15 protein-coding genes are annotated in these 19,034 nt (G+C 53.1%); 5 read left to right on the plus strand and 10 right to left on the minus strand.

From position 1 onward, the window contains the following. Positions 1 to 4: 4 nt before the first annotated feature. The 3 genes from HUK38_RS08225 to HUK38_RS08235 form a co-directional block, all read right to left on the minus strand. Positions 5 to 1,462: a DUF945 family protein gene (locus HUK38_RS08225; RefSeq protein ID WP_182583847.1), complete on the minus strand. Its 1,458-nt coding sequence runs from the start codon at positions 1,460 to 1,462 to the stop codon at positions 5 to 7. Continuing rightward, entirely contained in the window at positions 1,459 to 3,396 is a 1,938-nt protein-coding gene (gene dxs / locus HUK38_RS08230; RefSeq protein WP_182583848.1) for a 1-deoxy-D-xylulose-5-phosphate synthase, read from the minus strand. Before dxs ends, HUK38_RS08225 begins: the two co-directional genes overlap by 4 nt. 70 nt (positions 3,397 to 3,466) lie before the next feature. Continuing rightward, entirely contained in the window at positions 3,467 to 3,646 is a 180-nt protein-coding gene (locus HUK38_RS08235) for a hypothetical protein (RefSeq protein WP_182583849.1), read from the minus strand. 65 nt (positions 3,647 to 3,711) lie between these two features. Between HUK38_RS08235 and HUK38_RS08240 the strand changes: the two genes are divergently transcribed. The 4 genes from HUK38_RS08240 (at position 3,712) to HUK38_RS08255 (ending at position 7,715) form a co-directional block, all read left to right on the plus strand. Beyond that, on the plus strand, positions 3,712 to 4,449 hold the full coding sequence (locus HUK38_RS08240; RefSeq protein WP_182583850.1) for a thioredoxin fold domain-containing protein: 738 nt from the start codon (positions 3,712 to 3,714) through the stop codon (positions 4,447 to 4,449). 58 nt (positions 4,450 to 4,507) lie between these two features. After that, positions 4,508 to 5,293, plus strand: a complete 786-nt coding sequence (locus tag HUK38_RS08245) for a PP2C family protein-serine/threonine phosphatase (protein ID WP_238787535.1) — start codon at positions 4,508 to 4,510, stop codon at positions 5,291 to 5,293. A 69-nt stretch (positions 5,294 to 5,362) separates the two neighbouring features. Continuing rightward, positions 5,363 to 6,139 (plus strand): 4-hydroxy-tetrahydrodipicolinate reductase, encoded by a 777-nt coding sequence (locus tag HUK38_RS08250; RefSeq protein ID WP_182583851.1) that lies wholly within the window; start codon positions 5,363 to 5,365, stop codon positions 6,137 to 6,139. 16 nt (positions 6,140 to 6,155) lie between these two features. Next, entirely contained in the window at positions 6,156 to 7,715 is a 1,560-nt protein-coding gene (locus HUK38_RS08255) for a hypothetical protein (RefSeq protein ID WP_238787536.1), read from the plus strand. Between the two features lie 49 nt (positions 7,716 to 7,764). Here the strand turns inward: HUK38_RS08255 and hisF are convergent, their stop codons facing one another. The 4 genes from hisF to rsgA form a co-directional block, all read right to left on the minus strand. After that, the gene (gene hisF, locus HUK38_RS08260) at positions 7,765 to 9,360 is read right to left on the minus strand and encodes an imidazole glycerol phosphate synthase subunit HisF (RefSeq protein ID WP_182583852.1); all 1,596 of its coding nucleotides are present in this window, start codon (positions 9,358 to 9,360) and stop codon (positions 7,765 to 7,767) included. Positions 9,361 to 9,449: 89 nt separating this feature from the next. Continuing rightward, positions 9,450 to 10,670: a sensor domain-containing diguanylate cyclase gene (locus tag HUK38_RS08265; protein WP_182583853.1), complete on the minus strand. Its 1,221-nt coding sequence runs from the start codon at positions 10,668 to 10,670 to the stop codon at positions 9,450 to 9,452. 125 nt (positions 10,671 to 10,795) lie between these two features. Further along, positions 10,796 to 11,260 carry a rhodanese-like domain-containing protein gene (locus tag HUK38_RS08270; protein ID WP_182583854.1) on the minus strand — a complete coding sequence of 155 codons (465 nt, stop codon included), beginning with the start codon at positions 11,258 to 11,260 and terminating at the stop codon, positions 10,796 to 10,798. 148 nt (positions 11,261 to 11,408) lie between these two features. After that, a complete protein-coding gene (gene rsgA / locus HUK38_RS08275) occupies positions 11,409 to 12,407 on the minus strand; it encodes a ribosome small subunit-dependent GTPase A (RefSeq protein WP_182583855.1) in 999 nt (332 codons plus the stop codon). 72 nt (positions 12,408 to 12,479) lie between these two features. On the opposite strand from rsgA, the gene orn reads away from it, so the two are divergent. Then, on the plus strand, positions 12,480 to 13,040 hold the full coding sequence (gene orn, locus HUK38_RS08280; protein ID WP_182583856.1) for an oligoribonuclease: 561 nt from the start codon (positions 12,480 to 12,482) through the stop codon (positions 13,038 to 13,040). Positions 13,041 to 13,043: 3 nt separating this feature from the next. On the opposite strand, the gene HUK38_RS08285 is transcribed toward orn, so the two are convergent. The 3 genes from HUK38_RS08285 to glgB are packed head-to-tail and all read right to left on the minus strand — an operon-like array spanning position 13,044 to position 18,613. Further along, on the minus strand, positions 13,044 to 14,327 hold the full coding sequence (locus HUK38_RS08285) for an alpha-amylase family glycosyl hydrolase (protein WP_182583857.1): 1,284 nt from the start codon (positions 14,325 to 14,327) through the stop codon (positions 13,044 to 13,046). After that, positions 14,324 to 16,339: a glycogen synthase gene (locus tag HUK38_RS08290; protein ID WP_338065385.1), complete on the minus strand. Its 2,016-nt coding sequence runs from the start codon at positions 16,337 to 16,339 to the stop codon at positions 14,324 to 14,326. Before HUK38_RS08290 ends, HUK38_RS08285 begins: the two co-directional genes overlap by 4 nt. Before the next feature lie 15 nt (positions 16,340 to 16,354). Then, a complete protein-coding gene (glgB, locus tag HUK38_RS08295; RefSeq protein WP_182583858.1) occupies positions 16,355 to 18,613 on the minus strand; it encodes a 1,4-alpha-glucan branching protein GlgB in 2,259 nt (752 codons plus the stop codon). Positions 18,614 to 19,034: the final 421 nt, after the last annotated feature.

Here is a 19,034-nt window from a genome sequence, read left to right on the forward strand (position 1 = left end):
ACTTTCAAGGTGTTACCGATGTTGCCGGCGACGGCAGCGCAAACACCGCGCTCGGATTGAGTGCCTGCAAGCGGTGATAATTGACGCGCACCTGCCCCTGATCGAACGTGACCACGGCCGCCAAACCCGCGCCACTCGGCACCAGCCAGCCGTCGTGTACCAACCCCACCAGCGCCGTTTTGGCCGTGTTAGTCAGTTCCCGTTCCAACACCAGCGGCAGCGGCGCGATCGGCTCACCGCGCTGTGCCAATTCCGCCTGCACCCGGCGCCGTTGCCACATTTCCAACCACACTTGCAGCAGCGGCGGCGGCATGGTGATCCGCCCGCTGCCGGTCAGGTGCGACGCCCACTGCACGGGCGCATTCCTATCCAGTTGGGGATCAGACACACTCAGATCAACATTCGCCCGCATCTCGCCGTACACGCTGCCAATGGTGAACGGCTCTACCTGCAACTTGGGGCGGCCGCTCGCCAGCCAGCGCCGCAGTGCCATCTGCCAAGTAACGGGTTGTGAATCCGTCATAGCGGTTGACAGCAACGGCGCGTTCAGATCAACGCCGCTCAACTTGGCTTGGAAGCGCAGCGGGTGATAGGTACTCTCCGGCACCGTCAACGAATCCAGCGTCACGTTCAACTGAATAGCACCCTGAGACTGTGGCAAATCCGCCATCGGCGGCAGCGCCCGCGTGGCGCTATCAGCGGACAAAGGCGCGGCGGGTGACGCGCTGGTGGTCAATTCCACCGCCAAGTTTGACCACTGCATCGTGCTAATCCCGCCCAATCCTTCAATTGCGAGACCGTTCAACGTCACCAGCGCCTGCAACTGGTCATCCCAGCGCAGCTGCACTCGCAAATCCCGCAGCCACACGCCGCGCTGGTCAGGTGTCGCCACCTGCACGGCGGCCAATTCCAGCCACGCTTCACTCGGCTGCGGCGGCTGCTGTGACCAGCGCAACTTACCCCGCCCATCAGTCACCTGCACCACCAGCGGTGCGCCGTTGTAAGTGACAAACGGAGAACGCAACTCGGCCGTCAACTCGCCTGCCCAGTTGAGCGTGACTTCAGTGCGCAGCGGCGGCAACTCGCGCCCGGCACCGAGTAACCGCCACCGACTGAGCGCCTGCACCCGCAGCGGTGGCCACTGCTGCCAGTCGTTCCAGCGCCAGCCGTAGTCAAATTGGGTGGTGATTTCCAGCTCGTACTGGCGCCAGCGCGGAGTCAACCACGCTGCCGGCAATGACAAGCGCGTCACCGCCTGCGCGTGCGTTGGAGACCGTTGCGTCAATTCACGGTGACGAATCCAGACGCCGTTGCCTTCCAGTTGATTCACCAGCGCCTGATAGCGGTCGCTGACTAATTGGGCGGTGCGCTGTGGAACGCTGATCCACGCGGTCACGGCCGCGGCTACGCTCACCACCGCGCCAGCGAGGATGACGACGATAATGGCGCGGCGCCGTGTCAAAATCCCCCCTGCCCCCCTGTGTCAACGGGAAGAGCAGCGGGCGGCAGCGGCAAGTCCATTTCCGCCATTTCCGCCGTCACCAGTGCCAAAATACCGGCGGCGTCCAATCCACAGGCGCAGAGTTGTTCCTCGTGCGCGGCCTGTTCTTGGCAGCAGTCGGGTAAACCTAAATGCAGGCAGCGGATCAGCACGCCGTGTTCCGCCAGTAACTCAGAAATGGCCGATCCCGCGCCGCCGGCCACCGCGTGTTCCTCCAGCGTCACCAGCAATTGGTGTTGACTGGCGAGGTCGAGAATTAGGTCAGCGTCGAGCGGCTTGATAAACCGCATGTTGGCAACCGTTGCGTTCAAATGTGCGCCAACTTCGAGTGCTGGCGTGACGCGGCTGCCAAAGGCCAACAGCGCGACGTGTTGACCGTGACGGCGGATTTCGCCCTTGCCAAACGGCAGCGTCTCCAGTTGCGGCGTGACTGGTAGCCCCGGGCCGCTGCCGCGTGGATAGCGCACTAACGCGGGGCCGGGGTGCAGGTACGCAGTTTGCAACATCCGCCGACATTCGTTTTCATCCGCTGGCGCCATGATGACCAAATTGGGCAGCGGGCGGCCGAAGCTGATGTCATAACTGCCGGCGTGGGTGGCGCCGTCAGCGCCGACTAGACCAGCGCGGTCAACGGCGAAGGTGACATCCAAATTTTGCAAACAGACATCGTGGACGAGTTGGTCATACGCCCGCTGCAAAAAAGTTGAGTAGATCGCCACGACCGGTTTCATGCCCTCACACGCCATGCCGGCCGCGAGTGTCACCGCGTGTTGCTCGGCGATGCCCACGTCGAAATAGCGCGTCGGGAAGCGTTTGGAAAATTCGACCATGCCCGAGCCTTCGCACATCGCTGGCGTGATGCCGAGGAGGCGCTCGTCACCCGCAGCCGCATCGCACAGCCACTCGCCAAAAATGTCGGTGTAACTTTTGGCGTGACTTTTTTTCAACATTACGCCGGTTTTGGCATCGAACGGCGTGACGCCGTGAAACGCGGTCGGCTGCCCTTCGGCGGGTTTATAGCCGCGACCTTTGCGGGTGACGATGTGTAAAAACCGCGGCCCGCGCATGTTTTTCATGTTGCGCAACGTGGACACCAGCGCGTCCAGATCGTGACCGTCAATTGGCCCGATGTAATTAAACCCAAGTTCCTCAAACAGGGTGCTGGGCATGAGCATCCCTTTCATGTGTTCTTCCCAGCGCCCAACCAGTTCGCGCAAATGCGGCAGGGTGCGCAGCGCGGTTTTGCTGCCCTCGCGCATCGAGGTGTAAAACCGCCCCGACAAGAGTCGCGCTAAATGGCCGCTAATTGCGCCGACCGGCGGCGAAATGGACATGTCGTTATCGTTCAAAATCACCAGCAGGTCGGGATCGAGCGGGCCGGCGTGGTTGAGCGCCTCAAATGCCATGCCGCCGCCGAGCGCGCCGTCACCGATCACCGCAATCACGTCGCGCCGTTCGCCCTTCAACTTGGCCGCCAGCGACATGCCCAGCGCGGCGCTGATCGAGGTGCTGGAATGCCCGACGCCGAAGGTGTCATACGGACTCTCGCTGCGCTTGGGAAATCCCGATAACCCGTCTTTTTGGCGCATCTTGTGCATTCGGTGACGGCGAGCGGTGAGGATTTTATGCGGGTAGGCTTGATGGCCGACATCCCAGACGAGGCGATCTTTGGGCGTGTTAAACACATAATGCAGCGCGATAGTCAGTTCCACCACGCCCAACCCGGCGGCCAGATGTCCACCGGTGCGCGAGACGCTTTCAACCAGAAAAATGCGCAACTCCTCGGCGAGGATTTTTAATTGGTCAACGGACAACGGGCGCAGATCGGCGGGGTCGTTGATGGTGCTTAATAACGGAAATTCTTCAGCATCGGTGGGGGAGGAGAAATCGGACATGCGACAACTAGTCAGGTGGGAGGGGCATGGCGGGAGATTTTAGTCGAATCTGTGACCCAACGTCGCTATCCTAAACGGCCGCCCGCCACTTGTTAATGAGTAACAGTGGTGGATTGCGCCGATTAGTGGCAACATAGGTTAAAATCCCCCAGGCGCTGCGTTGAACAAAACCACAACCCATCAATTGATATTGAATGGTATTACGGCATTCCTGTTCTAAAGTAATTAATTGTTTTGAATTTTGAAACAATTAATTCAACATTATTTAAAAACTATTCCATCACCTGGCGCACGCGCCACCAAGGATTATTCATTATGACCTTGCGTTTTCAATCATTATTATTCGCAGCGATGTGTGCCAGCAATTTGACAATTGCACCGGCATTTGCAGATGAAACGACGGCCATTCGAGCGGCGCTGGCAAAAGTCCTACCCGATGAACAAGCCACTGCTATTCAACCCAGCCCAATTAAAAACTTATTTCAAGTGAATGTCGGTTCACAGGTGATCTTTATGACTGATGATGGGCGGTATCTAATTGATGGCGCCATTATTGATTTAACCACCCGCAAAGATATTACTGAAACGGCGCGAGCCGCGGCGCGGCGAGTGGCAGTAGCTGCGCTTGGCAGCGATAAAATGATTCAATTTAATGCGGATAAACCGAAACATACCGTGACGGTTTTTACTGATATTGATTGCGGGTATTGCCGCAAATTGCATCAAAAGATTGGCGATTATAATGCTGCCGGCATCAGCGTTAATTACCTGTTCTTTCCGCGCAGCGGCATCAATACGCCGTCTTATGATAAAGCGGTGTCAGTCTGGTGCGCAGATGATCGTAAAGCGGCCATGACCGCCGCTAAAAATGGCGAAACCGTACCGAATAAAACCTGCGATAATCCAATTCAACAACAAATGGAATTGGGTGAGCAGTTGAATATTCGCGGCACCCCAGCTCTGGTATTAGATAGTGGCGAATTGATCCCCGGTTTTGTTGAGCCAAAACAATTAACAAAAATGTTAGATCAATCACAAGTCAGCGCACATTAATCACAGTGTGCGGTGCAATTAACCCCTTGTTCGTTTTCATTTAAGAGAGCGTGACACCTTGGCTGAGATCGCACAACCGGCGCTGGAATTTGCCTGGCGCACTCATCGTGGAATGGTACGGTCGAGTAATGAAGATGCCGTCGCCGTTCATCCCGATAGCCGCCTCATTATTGTTGCCGATGGTGTTGGTGGCGCCAGCGCTGGCGAAGTCGCAAGTCGCATGGCGGTTGATATGATTGGTGAGCGGTTTATTCGCCGTCTGCCGCCGTGTGATGAACCGCGTCCGGCGCAATTATTAACCGAAACCGCGGTTGATGAAGCGAATGGTGCCATTATTAAATTGGCAACAGAACAAACCCAATACGCCGGCATGGGCACCACCATTGTCATGGGCTATGTGGGCGATGATTGGTTGGTGTATGGACATGTCGGTGATTCACGGCTCTATCGCTTGCGTGGCGGGCAATTAGAACAATTGACTAAAGACCATTCGTTTATTCAAGAGGTCGTAGATCAAGGGTTCTTTCCTAGTTTAGCCGAAGCGCGGGAATACGGCATCACTGATAATGTATTAACTCGTGCATTGGGATCAACCGCGCATATTAAAGCAACGACCGCGATTACGCAATTAATCGCTGGTGATCTGTATTTGTTTTGCACCGATGGATTAACTGGGATGCTACCGCATACCGAGATTCAAAATGTATTAGCCGCCGCGCATGGTCAATTAGACACCGCCGTCGAAACATTAGTCACATTAGCTTGTAAGCGCGGTGGAATTGACAATATCACGGTCGCCCTGCTGCGCGTGAATGCTGTGCAACCGTCGTCAACTGAACCCTGAATAATTGCGGGGACTGGTCAGTATTAATTCAATTGACTGGCAGTTGGCGTCGCATGAGGAGACGCTCTGATGAAAGTAGGTTTATTTGGATTTGGTAGAACCGGCAAAGCCGTTGCGTCGGTGTTGTTATTAAATAAAAGTGTGCATCTTGCTTGGGTGATTCGTAAATCAAACACGTTGCAACATCGCTCAGTTCCGGAGTTTTTAGGTGTTGATTCGGATGAACCGGGACTGATTTTTTCTAAAAATGAATGGACGGCAGCGCGGTTATTAGACGAAAAACCCGTTGATGCCATCATTGATTTTTCCGCAGTAGATGGAATTGAGTTTTACGGTCACGAGGCCGCCAAGCGGAATGTAGCTATTGTCACGGCGATCTCGTCTTATTCTGATGAGCAGATTGCGTTAATCAAACAATTGGCCGAATTAACGCGCATTCTGTGGTCGCCCAATATCACCATCGGCATTAACTTTTTGATTATTGCCGCCAAAGTGTTAAAACAAATTGCGCCCTATACCGATATTGAAATCATCGAGGAACATTTCAAAGATAAGAAAGAAGTGTCTGGCACCGCTAAGATCATCGCGCATAATTTGGATATTGATCCAGAGTTGATTAAAACGGTGCGAGCGGGCGGAATTGTTGGACGGCACGAAATCTTATTTGGCTTCCCCTATCAAACCGTGCGTTTGACCCACGAATCAATTACCCGCGAAGCCTTTGGTAACGGCGTCCTCTTTGCCGTCACTAATCTGATTGATAAAAAACAAGGCTTTTATACGATGGAAAACCTGTTGCTGCCGTATTTTAATCAATTTGATCCAGCGTCAGCGTGTGTCTGCTAATTGAGTGAATTAAAATATGGTTGCGCATAATCGGTTATTGGTGAGGCTATTGGTATTGGTTTGGATGGGATTAAATGCAATTGGATTAATCACCACCGCCCAAGCGGCGACCTTAATTCCCGCCGCGCCGGTGATGACTCTGTATCAATTCAACGGCCCAGCGCGCATGTCTTATTACGCGCTCACCCCGCACGGCGTCGGCGCGGCTGTCGGTTCTTTACCACAAGGCACGTCAGTTATTCCCTGCCTTGTGGTACGCAACGGACAGGCGTTGACCGACGACAGCGGTGCGCCCTACGTCGGCTTTGAAATCGTCGTCAATCCCGACGAGGCCACGCCCGCTGCAACTGCGCGCTTCCAACGCGCTCTTGCCGAGCGCAAAACGCGACAGGTGACTAATCACCACTGTAGCGCCCAACCAACACACGTCCTGCGCATCCGTGACCTGTCTGTACTGGAGCGCCCGCCGTCATTCGATCCGCCCGGCCGCGGTGATCCAGATCGCGCTGCTCGCGCTGCCACCAGTCGCCTCGATGCCATCGTGCGGACTTTTCACAACAGCCCCGAGTGTGCGCAGGTCAATCGTCATCTGGTCGGACGGCGGGCGGCGTTGGCGACGGCGTGGGATCGCTTTATTGCCAATCATGCCGGGCAGTGGGAAAAAACCACAGTGGCGCGAGCGAAACATTTAGATTACACCCTGCGCACCGCGTTGTACGAAGGACATTTGGGGCGCGGCTGCAATGCCTACGGGGCGTGTGAGCGTAACGTGATTGTGTTGTCTATTCGCAACCGCGCTGTCGGGCAGTGCAGTTCACGGCAAGGCTGCCAATTTCCTGGTGATTTTCAAGGCGTTACGTCCAATCCGAGGCAGTACAACATTTGGGATGCGTATTTGACGCAGATTTCCGGCCTGACCTCGTGTTATTTGCGTACCGATTTGGCCGAGCAACCCGCCCCGCAGCGCTTGCAGGCGATGTACACGCAAACCGTTGGTGCAGCTGAGAAAATTCTGTACGGCAGTTCGGCGGAGTTGTTGGAACTGTTCCCCGGCAATGACCTGGATGATCTGACCGCGCTGCGGCATTATTACCACCCGCCGGCGATGGGCAAATGCTTTCCCACCGAGCGGCGGTTGGAATACATCACCGGCGCGGTGGCGGAACGCGGCGGCAATTTTGCGCTGATTGCCAACCTGCGGGTTCACGTTGACACGGCAGTCAGCGGCGGCTACCGCTTTCGGGAGGCGCGCACTACCACCGACGCGGGCGGCAATGACCGCATCCAGTTGATAGATCGTTACCCGGGGTTTGTGTTAGACGAGCGCAAGGTGGAATTGAGTAGCGGTGGCGCGGCGCGGCGTTGCACCCCCTACGGCGTGTCAACCAGTTGTCAATTTGACGAGATCGGGCGCTATCGCACCACACCCAGTTGGTTGACCGCTGGCAAACCGCTGGCGCTGACCTGCCGCATTCAAACTCGCGGGCGCAGTTGCACCGACTCGCCGCGCCAGCAGCGGGTGACGGTCGGTGGGGCGTGTGATATTGACATGATGCCGATGACGCGAGTGCCGTAGGATGCGGTCGGCGAATAAACCGCATCGCTCGCGGGAATGCCCCAATCAATTAGCGCGTTTCAATTCCGCAGTGCCGCAATTCGGTTTTGACAGCGGCAATTGGCACTTCGTGGCGGTGAAAAATACCGGCAGCCAGCGCCGCTTCAACTGTATTGATCGCGGTAAATAACTGGGTGAAATGTGCCGGACAACCCGCGCCGCTGGAGGCAATGACCGGAATAGTCACGGCGTCGCGGATCAAGGCAATTAACTCCAAATCAAACCCTTGTTTGCTGCCGTCGCGGTCAATTGAGTTAATTAATAATTCACCCGCGCCCAGCTCTTCACACACCCGCGCTAATTGCACGACATCTAAATCCCGCCCTTCACGCCCGCCGCGCACCGTGCATTGAAACCAGCAATAGGTTTCGCCATTCGGACCCGGTTCAGTGGTGGGAATACAGGTATGCGTCGTTTCATCGGGTGAGGCAACATAAACCCGGCGCGGGTCAATTGAAATCACCACCGCTTGATTGCCATACACCGCCGCGATCTGTTCAATTGCACTGCTGCCATCTTTATTACCGCGGTTTAAATATTCTTCCGCCGCGTACACCGCATCCGAACCAATAGAAATCTTATCAGCCCCAGAGCGGAAGTATTCAGCCGCGACCTCTAATGCCGAATAAAACCGCCCGTCTTGATCGGTAAAGGCGCGAATCCCGCCGCCAATAGTTAATGGCACAAACACCTGTTCAGAGGTGCGGCGTAAGACTTCTAACATCGGTTGATCGGCTAATGGCGAATCCCGAAACGCGGTGATATTCAAAAAGGTGATTTCATCTGCGCCTTCTTCATAATAGCGCCGCGCCAATTCAATTGGTTTACCCAAATTGCGCACCTCGCCGGCCTCGCGCACGTCGTATTGATCGCCTTTGGTCACGACCAGATCGCCCTGATCGTTGTTGCGCACGTCCAAACACGCGATGATGCGTTTGGCCAAATGCGTCGCGCTGGCAACCGGGGCGTAAATCATCTGATCGCGCCGCGTCATCTGCCCGCGTCCGGTCAAAAATCGCCGCAGAATTTCCAAGCCAACCGCGCCGCTTTTTTCGGGGTGAAATTGCACGGCGCGCACCTGCCCGCGTTGCACGGCGCTGATAAACGGCTGACCGTAGTCGGTTTCTGCCAACACCCAGTCGCAGTTGCTGGCGGTACGGCGGGCGGCGTAAGAGTGGACAAAATACAACTTGGCGGATTTTTCTGTTGCTAACCAGCGACTGGTGCGCGTCAAGCGGATACCGTTCCAGCCCATGTGTGGTACGGACAACGAATGCGGGTCGAGGCGGCGCACTTGCCCGGGAATGATGCCCAGTCCCGCCACGCCGGGCGCTTCGTCGCTGCCTTCAAACAGCGATTGCAACCCGATGCAAATGCCCAAAAACGGGCGGTCGGCGGCCAAATACTCGCGCAGTGGTTCGATGTAACCGAGCTGTTGTAACCGCGCCATCGCGCTGCCAAATGCACCAACGCCGGGGAAAATGATGCGTTCGGCGCGCAAAATGTCCTCGGGTGCGGTGATGTCGGTCAATTGACAACCGAGTTGGGCGACGGCGTTGCGGACACTGCGCACGTTGCCAGCGCCGTAATCAAGTAATGCGATCATGGGATTTTTACCGTTGTTTTAATTAACATAGTGGAAGCAATAATTGATTCGTGGTTTCGCAATAAGGTTAATTAACATGGCCGTCTTGTTTATTCCACTGAATCAATTACCACGCGATTACGCCCCGCCATTTTAGCGGCATATAACGCACGATCCGCCTGTGCCAATAACTCGCGGGGGGCGTGATCGTGTCCATCACAACGAATAGTTGCCACGCCTACACTCACCGTCACCCATTGGGCAATACTCGATCCCGAATGTTCAATACCGAGTTGTTCAATAGCAATCCGAATTTTTTCTGCCAAGTTCATTGCCCCGATTCGATCCGTTTCTGGCAAAACACAGGCGAATTCTTCACCGCCATAGCGCGCCGCCAAATCAGATGGGCGATTCAAACAGATGGTGATGGTATTTGCAACACGCATTAAACACGCATCGCCCGCCAAATGTCCATAATGATCATTAAAATTCTTGAAATAGTCGATGTCTAATAAAACTAAGGACAGTTCGGCATGTTGTCGGGATAGGCGTTTGTATTCCAATGCGAACCGTTCATCAAAGTAGCGGCGGTTTGCAATCCCCGTCAAACCGTCCGTATTACTCAATGCCGCCAGTTGTTTATTTGCTTTTTTTAATTCTTCTTCACTCTTTTTTAACGTATTCTGCATCGCGTGTAATTCACGATAACTCTTTTCATTTGCCAATAACAGCATACTAAAACCACTCATCAACACAATGCAAAATACCGCTAATGGTAAGCCATACTCACACACCTGTTGCCAAACAACGTAAGAATGATCTGGCATAAACGCCAGGCAAATACCGCGCCCACCAAATAGCAATGCTAATATCCAATAACTAAATCCTAACACCGACTGCAATAATGATCTGGCTGAGTTGCGTAACAATGCCCAGCCTGGCAACGCATAAAAAGTCGTGTGAATCAGAAACAAAATTGATGCTTGATGCGTCAAGTTTAGATTAAGCGTTGACAAGCAAATAACCACAATAACTAGGCTCACTAGCCATTGTGTTTGCTGATTAACAGATTTATCCGTGATGTAAAATATTGCCCAGCTTTCATACGCACACCCAATGATAATAAGCGTCTCGGCAATTAAAAATAAAACCTCTGCGGGCAGATTAAGGTAGAGTAACAGCGAGCCGGCGCCCTGTAGAAATTTTGCAATAATCCAATAGCGGATGACCTGCGAATCTAAATTCTCTTTTTGATGTTGAAAAATAATGAGCAAAAAACCGAAAACAAACGAGCTAATTGCCAACGTTAAAATAACGGTTCTGACATCCATAACGTTTATTAACTCACCACGTTGATCGTTCCCACGCGCCAGCGTGGGAATGAAAACCTGTTTGAAAATCAATTCACGAGAATCTGGACACTCCTGTCACGACATTGAATTTCGGTTAGCTGTTTTCAACTTGGACGGCGCTGTTCAGGGCGCAGTTGCGGCGTAAAATACTCATCTGCCCTATCCAAATCAACCGCCTGTTCGTTGCCATCTATTAACGGTTGTTCATAATCTTTCCAACCGCGCACGCCAGTTTTTAATGACACGACATCGGTATACCCCAACACCTGTAATGAATGCGCGGCGAGAATACTGCGATGTCCCGAGCGACAAATCACCACCACTTCGCGCTCGCGGGCCGTGACTAATTCTGGTAGCGTTTCTTCATAATCCCATTCACAAGCTGATTCTAAAATACCCCGCGGCACGTTAATAGAATTAGGAATGTGCATAGCGGCAAACTCGGGCGGCTCGCGCACATCGAGCAATAAAATATTGGGATTGATTTGCAACCGCTCTTCTAAATCCCAGGGCATGATTTCACGGACATCGGTTAAACAACTTCGGATAAGTTCTAAAAAGTTTTGCATAAAATGACCCTAATATAAACAACAAGAGGGGCGCTGATAGTGCAATTAGCCAGCGCACGATTGCGGCGGCGGTGAAGCATGAACTTCATCATTCGATTCAATATGGTGACAAATAATGCGGTTCGCAAGCGCACCGCATCCTACGGTATTACCCGGTGCAATACTGATTCACTAATGAATGAAAACTGCTTAAGCGCTGGGGATTGATTTGACCCGCGGTGACGGCGGCGTTAATTGCACAGCCGGGTTCGCTGCGATGCTGACAATCATTAAAACGGCACTGCTGCAAATACGGCGCGAATTCACGAAACCCGCGTTCTAATTCATTCAAAGTTAAATGCTTTAAACGAAAACTGCGCACCCCGGGCGAATCAATCAAGCCACCACCAGTTGGCAAATAATAATAGGTTGCGGCGGATGTAGTATGCCGTCCCAATCCAGTTGCCGCTGATAACTGACCAATTTGCACCGCTTGATCGGGTAATAACGCCGCAATTAACGAGGATTTACCAACGCCGGATTGCCCGACGAATATTGCGGTCTGTGATTGCAAGTGCGCCATGAGCATTGTCAATTCAGCGCCCGGCACCGCACTCATGGGTAATAGCGCATAACCAATAGCAGGATAATAATCAAATTGAGAAATGAACTCAGTGGCCGCCGCTGTGGTTAATAAATCTATTTTATTACAGACAATTAACGTCGCTACGCCAATCAATTCCGCTGCAATTAAATATTGATCTATTAAACTGTTCGACGGAAGCGGTTCAGGTGCAATCACAATGACCATTAACGTGACATTGGCGGCTAATGGTTTATCACGCCCGCTATAATCCGGGCGACTTAATACCGTATGACGCGGCAGCAGCGCGGTAATGACACCGCTATTATTACCCGTCGGCTGCCAAATGACTTCATCACCGCACACTAAATGACCTAAATGTTGGCGGCTGGTGCAATGGTACAATTGTTGATTGATGGCCATGACCGCGCATTCAGCACCATAACGCACAATAACTTGACCGCGCTGTGGGGTGAGATCATCAGTGGCCATTGCGTTGATTGACGGTGCTTCTAATTGCTGCCGCCGTTCGTGGGCTGCGTTAATACGCCGCGCTTGCTGTTTAGATAATGCGCGGCGTGGCATAATCGTTGAGATAATCGCGCCAGTGAAACCCCGTTGGCGGCAATGTTTTAATTAACAAAATATGGAATACCAATGATTAATAAAGACGATACCTGGGTATGGATGGATTTAGAAATGACGGGATTAAACCCATTCACAGATCGGATTTTAGAAGCTGCCGTTATCATTACAACCAATCAATTAGATGTATTAGCTGAGGGGCCGGTGATTGCCATTCATCAATCCGATACTTGCCTCGCCGCGATGGATGAGTGGAATAAAACGCATCATCAACAATCGGGATTATTAGCACGAGTGCGCACCAGCACTTATAATGAACAACAGGCGGAACGGGTGCTATTGGACTTCATCATGCAATACTGCAATCCACAACGAGCGCCGTTGTGTGGCAATAGTATTTGTCAAGATCGGCGGTTTTTAGCGCGCTGGATGCCTGAATTAGAAGCCTTTGTGCATTACCGCAATTTGGATGTCAGTAGTATTAAAATCTTGGCAAAATCTTGGGCGCCAACAATTGCGGCGGGGTTTAAGAAAGCCAATCAACATTTGGCGCTCGCTGATATTCGGGAATCTATCAGCGAGCTGCGTCATTACCGCAAATATCTATTGCGTATTCAGTATGATGGGGAATGAGTGTTACTTTGCTAATGACGCATCGTTGACTAAAACCCGCGCCATGCCCGGACCGAGTGTGAAATTAAATGGCGTGGGTAAATAATCCATTGGCCAGTCGGGCGATACATCAATTAACAATGAGGTGGCGCGGATGAGTCGATATAAATCTTCGGTATAAAAGTGCTGTTCATTCCACGGATCCTTGTTAATAATTAACAAGGCCTCAGCTTTGCTTTTCGGCAAACACTTGCGCAGAATTAAAATTGCCGGGTTATGCGGATGCTCTAATCGCTCAATCGGTGCTTCGCTGGATAATACGGGATAGCGATCTTTAATACCGTTGATGTGGGTAATAAAATCAGTTAAATCACAATTCGGTGCTTCCCAATCCTCAGGGCGGGTATTAACGACATGCAGCCGCCGCCGCGCCCCGTATTCAAAGCCCATAGTCATCATCACATGACTAGAGAATAATGCGGTGAATAGATACCGCTGCCGCAGTGCATTGACATTGCCGTACGTTTCATTTAATAAGCGGTCAGTGTCATGGCTTTCGGGGAAGGCAATCGAACCGGCGAGGGTGCGCGTCAGGGCGTATTGATCTAATAACCATTCGCCATCGAAATCCCACCACTTGGCGCTATTATAAATGGCATCAAATCCCGCAGCCGCGGTGGTGCGCATTTGTTTGGGAGAGCAGCCCAGCGTTTCGGCAATAAAAATTAAATCAGGATGATTAGCACGACTCAGGGCAATTAACTCACGCCAAAATTCGGCGGGAATTTGATAGGCGGCATCACAGCGAAATCCACGAAAGCCTAGACTAATTAGATGTTCAATGACAGCGGCGCAATAGTCTAATAACTTGGGACGCGCTGGCGATTTACGATGGTCGAATTGGGCTAAATCTTCCCAAATCACTTTACTGCCATCTTGCTCAACACAAAACGGGTGAGTTGGCTGCCCATGTTTTAATACGAACCATTCGGGATGTTTGGTGACTAACGGGCTATCAATCGCACAGTGATTAATGACTAAATCTGTGATTAAACCCAATCCTAATGACTGCGCTTGCGCGGCGACGGCGCGGACTTGATCGTCGGGCGTTAAATCGCTATTCGGCGTTACAAATGTGGGATTGATCGCCAAATAATCGGCAATGGAATAGAGGCTACCAGACCGCCCCAGTTGTTGAATCGGATTGACAAATACCCAATCAAATCCCATTGCCGCAGCGCGGTCTAAATGCGGTGGCCAACGTGAGAAGTCGCCCGCTAATAACGGGAATAAATTATAGATTTTCATCGGTCACGAATGAAGTCATAAATGTTCAAGTAATCTTCACCAGGACGATTCCAGGAGAAGTCAGCACGCATGGCGTTTTCAATTAAATGGCGGAAATGATCCGGGTATTCGTAATAACACGCAATAGCGCGACCGAGGGCGGATTCCAAGCCCAGGGCATCATAATTATCAAAGCGATAGCCATTGCGCTCGTGTAATGGCCGGTCGGAATGATCTTTATCATAAACCGTGTCGGCTAATCCACCAATGCTGCGCACGACGGGAATGGTGCCGTAGCGCAAGGCAATTAACTGCGTCAATCCGCAGGGTTCAAAGCGACTGGGTACCAGCATCATATCTGAGCCGGCATAAATTAAATGCGCTAAATCATCATCAAAGCCAATTTCGACATGACAATCAGGGCTGTCATTGAGCATCCGTTTTAAGCCCCAGAAGTCATTGTTAATGGCGTGATCGGGGCTGGCGCCTAATAATACGAATTGGGCGCCGTGTTCGAGTGAATAAAAAATGGCATGGCGGACGAGTTCTAAACCCTTTTGCGGATCCAGTCGGCCAATGAACGCGACGATGGGTTTTTCATTATCGGCCAGCATGAACCGCTGCCGCAATGCCCGTTTATTATCGTATTTAGCATCAATATTGCTGACGCCATAGCGCGCTGGGATTTGTAAATCTACTTCGGGATTCCACACATCATAATCAATACCGTTGACCACGCCACCGTATTTGGTTTGATGGGTGTGCAGTGTCGGTTCTAATCCAAAACCCTGCCCCTGTTCTTTGGCTTCAAATGCATGACGCGGCGAAACAGTGGTAATGAAATTGGAATAAACAATGCCGGCCTTTAATAAATTCAGCGCGTTGGGATGGTGATTATCGCGCATCCGGTTGTAATCAAAAAACCGTTCGGGTTGATGCAAACCGCTGGCGCGTAATAATTCGGCACCGGTGACGCCCTGATGTTTGAAATTATGAATGGTTAAACAGATTCGCGGGTGCATCATGCCGAGGCGTTGATAAAACTCGTATAAAAACACCGGCACCAGCGCGGTTTGCCAATCATGACAGTGAATGATGTCGGGATGTTTGCCGGCTTTCCACAGGAATTCAATTGCCGCCCGCGAGAAGAAGGCGTAGCGTAAAACATCATCATTAAACCCATACACACTGCCGCGATTGAAGAAATTATCTTGGGAGTGCGGTTCAATAAAAAAGCATTTGCGGCCGTGGACAAAACCGAAAAAGACGGTGCAATGAACTGCGCCTTCGTACCACGGCACCCATAAATCATCATAGACGCGGTGCATTTCAAAAATGTGGTCATAACGCAGCGTGTCATATTTGGGCAGAATCACTTCGACGTGATTGCCGCGAATGGCCAATTCCCGACTCAAGCCGAATACCACGTCCGCTAATCCACCGACTTTGGCCACCGGCGCCATTTCCGGCGTGATATGCACAATAAATAAACTCGGGCGCTGGGCGTGGAAATGCAGCGGGGGTTGCGCGGCTGGTTCGGGTGGTGTTTCTAATGAAACTGGCTCGGGCGGAATGAAAAACTGCTCGGGTTCTGGTTCAGCCGCTAATTCAAATGTCGGTTTAGATTTCTGCTGCGATTTGGATTTTGGTGAATTGATTTCGGGTAATGAATCAGCCGCCGGCGCGGGCGGCTCATCAATGACCAGCGGCGCGGCGTGATCATCAATAACCGGCGGCGTCAATTCCAAATTCGCCGCTGTCACCGCGCCAGCAGCGGGTGGCGCATCGCTTGACGGCGCGGCCGCAGTCACATCCGCTGCGACGGCCGCTGTTTCAACCGCCTCCGTCGCAACCGCCTGCGCGGCCGGCGGCGTGACCTCAGCCACTGCCACGACCTGTTCAACTGGCGCGGCCGCCGGGGCGGGTGACGATGTCACCGCCGCTGGTGGTGCGGTGTCAGTCACGTCCTCGGTAGCAAGCGCCGTTGTCACCGATGACTTGACCGCTGGGCGCGGCGGTTTACGGGGAGACACTTTTCTGACCATTGCTTAATTTCCTGAATCGGTATCGTTAGATGAATTCAGACCAGCCGTTGTTGCGCTTTCGCTACAGCCGCTGGTGTCAAGTTGTAACAGGATGCCGGCCAGCGGTGGTAAATTGACCACGAGTGAGTCGGGGCGTCCCATCCACGCCACTGCTTCGGTGTGACGCGGGGCGCTGCCATTGCCGACATCGCTGCCACCGAACGCCGCCGCGTCAGAGTTGAACAGTTCGCGGTAGTAGCCGCCGCTGGGTAAGCCGATGCGGTAGTCCAGACGCGGGACGGGCGTGAAATTGAGCGCGACGATCACGGGTGGGGTGGTGCTGCCGTCGGCGGACGGACGGGCGCGGCGTTGGTAGATCAACACGGAATTCTGCGCGTCGTGGCAGTCAATCCACTCGAAACCTTGCCAGTCAAAATCCTGATCGTACAGCGCGGTTGTGCTGCAATACAGGTGATTGAGTTGCTGCACCAGTTGCTTGATGCCGCGATGCAGCGGGTATTCCAGTACATACCAATCCAGCACTTTGGTGCTGTCCCACTCGTCACCCTGCCCGAACTCGCAGCCCTGAAACAGCAGTTTTTTGCCCGGATGCGTGAACATGTAAGTGTAGAGCAGGCGCAGGTTGGCAAAGCGTTGCCACTCGTCACCGGGCATCCGGTAGAGCAGCGAGTGCTTGCCGTGCGTGACCTCGTCGTGGGAAAACGGCAGCAGGAAATTCTCGGTAAAGGCGTACAACATGCTAAAGGTGAGCATGTCTTGGTGATATTGGCGGTGAATCGGGTCTTCGCTCATGTAACGCAGCGTGTCGTTCATCCAGCCCATGTTCCACTTCAGATCAAAGCCCAGTCCGCCTAAATACGTCGGGCGCGTGACTTGTGGCCACGAGGTGGACTCTTCCGCCATGATGAGCGTCCCCGGTACCTGATCGTGCGTGATCGCGTTCAATTCGCGCATGAAATCAATCGCTTCGAGATTCTCCCGCCCGCCGTAGCGATTCGGCAACCAGTCGGTGCGCGAGTAATCGAGGTACAGCATTGACGCCACCGCGTCCACGCGCAGCCCGTCAACGTGGAATTCTTCTAACCAAAACAACGCGCTGGAGATGAGGAAGTTTTTCACCTCGTTGCGGCCGAAATTAAAAATCAGCGTTGACCAATCTAAATGCTCACCCAAGCGCGGGTCTTCGTGTTCGTACAACGCCGTGCCATCAAACCGCGCCAGCGCGTGGGCATCTTTCGGAAAATGCGCTGGTACCCAGTCGAGGATGACGCCGATGTCGTGCGCGTGGCAGTAGTCCACAAACCAGCGGAAATCGTCGGGCGTGCCAAAGCGGCTGGTCGGGGCGTAGTAGCCGGTCGCCTGATACCCCCACGACAAATCAAACGGATGCTCGGTGATCGGCATCAGTTCCAAGTGGGTGAAGCCCATTTCCTGCGCGTAGCTGACCAGTTGCCGCGCCAGCTCGCGGTAATTGAGCAACTCGCCTTCGTAACCGCGCCGCCATGAACCAAGATGCACTTCGTAAATGGACATGGGCGTATGCAGCCAATCATGTTCAGCGCGGGCTTGCCGCCAGGTCACGTCGGCATCACTCCAAGTGAAACTGGACGGTGGCTCGACAATCGCGGCGGTGTTGGGGCGCAATTCAAACTGCCGCCCGTAGGGATCGGTTTTTAATAAAATAGCGCCGTGGCGCGAGCGGACTTCGTATTTGTACAGCCCGCCCGGGGCCAAGTCAGGAATGAAGATTTCCCACACGCCATTACCGTGAACCCGCATTGGGTGACAGCGCCCGTCCCAGCGGTTGAAATCGCCCACCACGCTGACGCGCTCGGCATTCGGTGCCCAGACGGCGAATAACACGCCCGCCACGTCGTCGGTCTCATGCACCCGCGCCCCGAGCAGGCGGTAGGCGTGCCAATGTTTGCCTTCACCAAACAGATGCAGGTCGAAATCCGGCAATTGTGACGGGAAACAGTAGGGATCGTGCGTGATGTGTTCGTGATGGGCATCGTCGCGCCAAATCAGGCGATAACGCGCTGGGACATCTGCCGCTTTGCCGTGCCATTCAAACAGCGCCGTGTCACCCACCCGCGTCATGGCGTGATTGCCCTCAACGATGGTCACGCTCTCGGCATGTGGCAGCAGCGCCCGAATCACGAGCGCGTTGCCGTGATTGTGACGCCCGAGGTGCGCGAACGGGTCGGCACTGCGGGCGTCGAGCAGGGTTGTCAATTCGGGGGTCAGAGAAGAGTGGCTCATGCGTTGGAATCCTTTGAAGTGCGGGGGCGTGACCAAAATAATGCGGCGCTGCGGCTGTCACGCAGGGCAGTCAGTGGTAATTATGCTGGATTTTAGCGGGGGCGGGGTAATTTTCGGCAATTCAGGGCGGGCGCGGCGAGCGAGTGGGGGCGATGAGCGAGTGGGGAGCTGGCGCGGCGGTAATTGTAAATAAGAATGCGACCACAAAGTTGAGATAAAAATCAACCTAAAAAATCGTCAAAACAGCATCACTTCTATTTGATTTGTACAAGTAAAGTTAAGTACTTTATTCACCAAAGATGACGGCTCACACGTCGGAAACTCATCCGGTTTTAGTTGATTGCTAATTGTCGGGTTGCCACAAGCGGCAATTTAACCGCCGCTGTTTTTTTTCATTAGAGTTGTTTTGACGGCGTGAGCA

The organism is Thiospirillum jenense, from assembly GCF_014145225.1.
GTDB lineage: Bacteria > Pseudomonadota > Gammaproteobacteria > Chromatiales > Chromatiaceae > Thiospirillum > Thiospirillum jenense.

Excerpts from the sequence above, each read along its gene's own strand:
- dxs (WP_182583848.1), bottom strand. The coding sequence starts at position 3,396 with ATGTCCGATTTCTCCTCCCCCACCGATGCTGAAGAATTTCCGTTATTA.
- HUK38_RS08240 (WP_182583850.1), top strand. The coding sequence starts at position 3,712 with ATGACCTTGCGTTTTCAATCATTATTATTCGCAGCGATGTGTGCCAGC.
- HUK38_RS08250 (WP_182583851.1), top strand. The coding sequence starts at position 5,363 with ATGAAAGTAGGTTTATTTGGATTTGGTAGAACCGGCAAAGCCGTTGCG.
- HUK38_RS08255 (WP_238787536.1), top strand. The coding sequence starts at position 6,156 with ATGGTTGCGCATAATCGGTTATTGGTGAGGCTATTGGTATTGGTTTGG.
- hisF (WP_182583852.1), bottom strand. The coding sequence starts at position 9,360 with ATGATCGCATTACTTGATTACGGCGCTGGCAACGTGCGCAGTGTCCGC.
- HUK38_RS08265 (WP_182583853.1), bottom strand. The coding sequence starts at position 10,670 with ATGGATGTCAGAACCGTTATTTTAACGTTGGCAATTAGCTCGTTTGTT.
- HUK38_RS08270 (WP_182583854.1), bottom strand. The coding sequence starts at position 11,260 with ATGCAAAACTTTTTAGAACTTATCCGAAGTTGTTTAACCGATGTCCGT.
- rsgA (WP_182583855.1), bottom strand. The coding sequence starts at position 12,407 with ATGCCACGCCGCGCATTATCTAAACAGCAAGCGCGGCGTATTAACGCA.
- orn (WP_182583856.1), top strand. The coding sequence starts at position 12,480 with ATGATTAATAAAGACGATACCTGGGTATGGATGGATTTAGAAATGACG.
- HUK38_RS08285 (WP_182583857.1), bottom strand. The coding sequence starts at position 14,327 with ATGAAAATCTATAATTTATTCCCGTTATTAGCGGGCGACTTCTCACGT.
- glgB (WP_182583858.1), bottom strand. The coding sequence starts at position 18,613 with ATGAGCCACTCTTCTCTGACCCCCGAATTGACAACCCTGCTCGACGCC.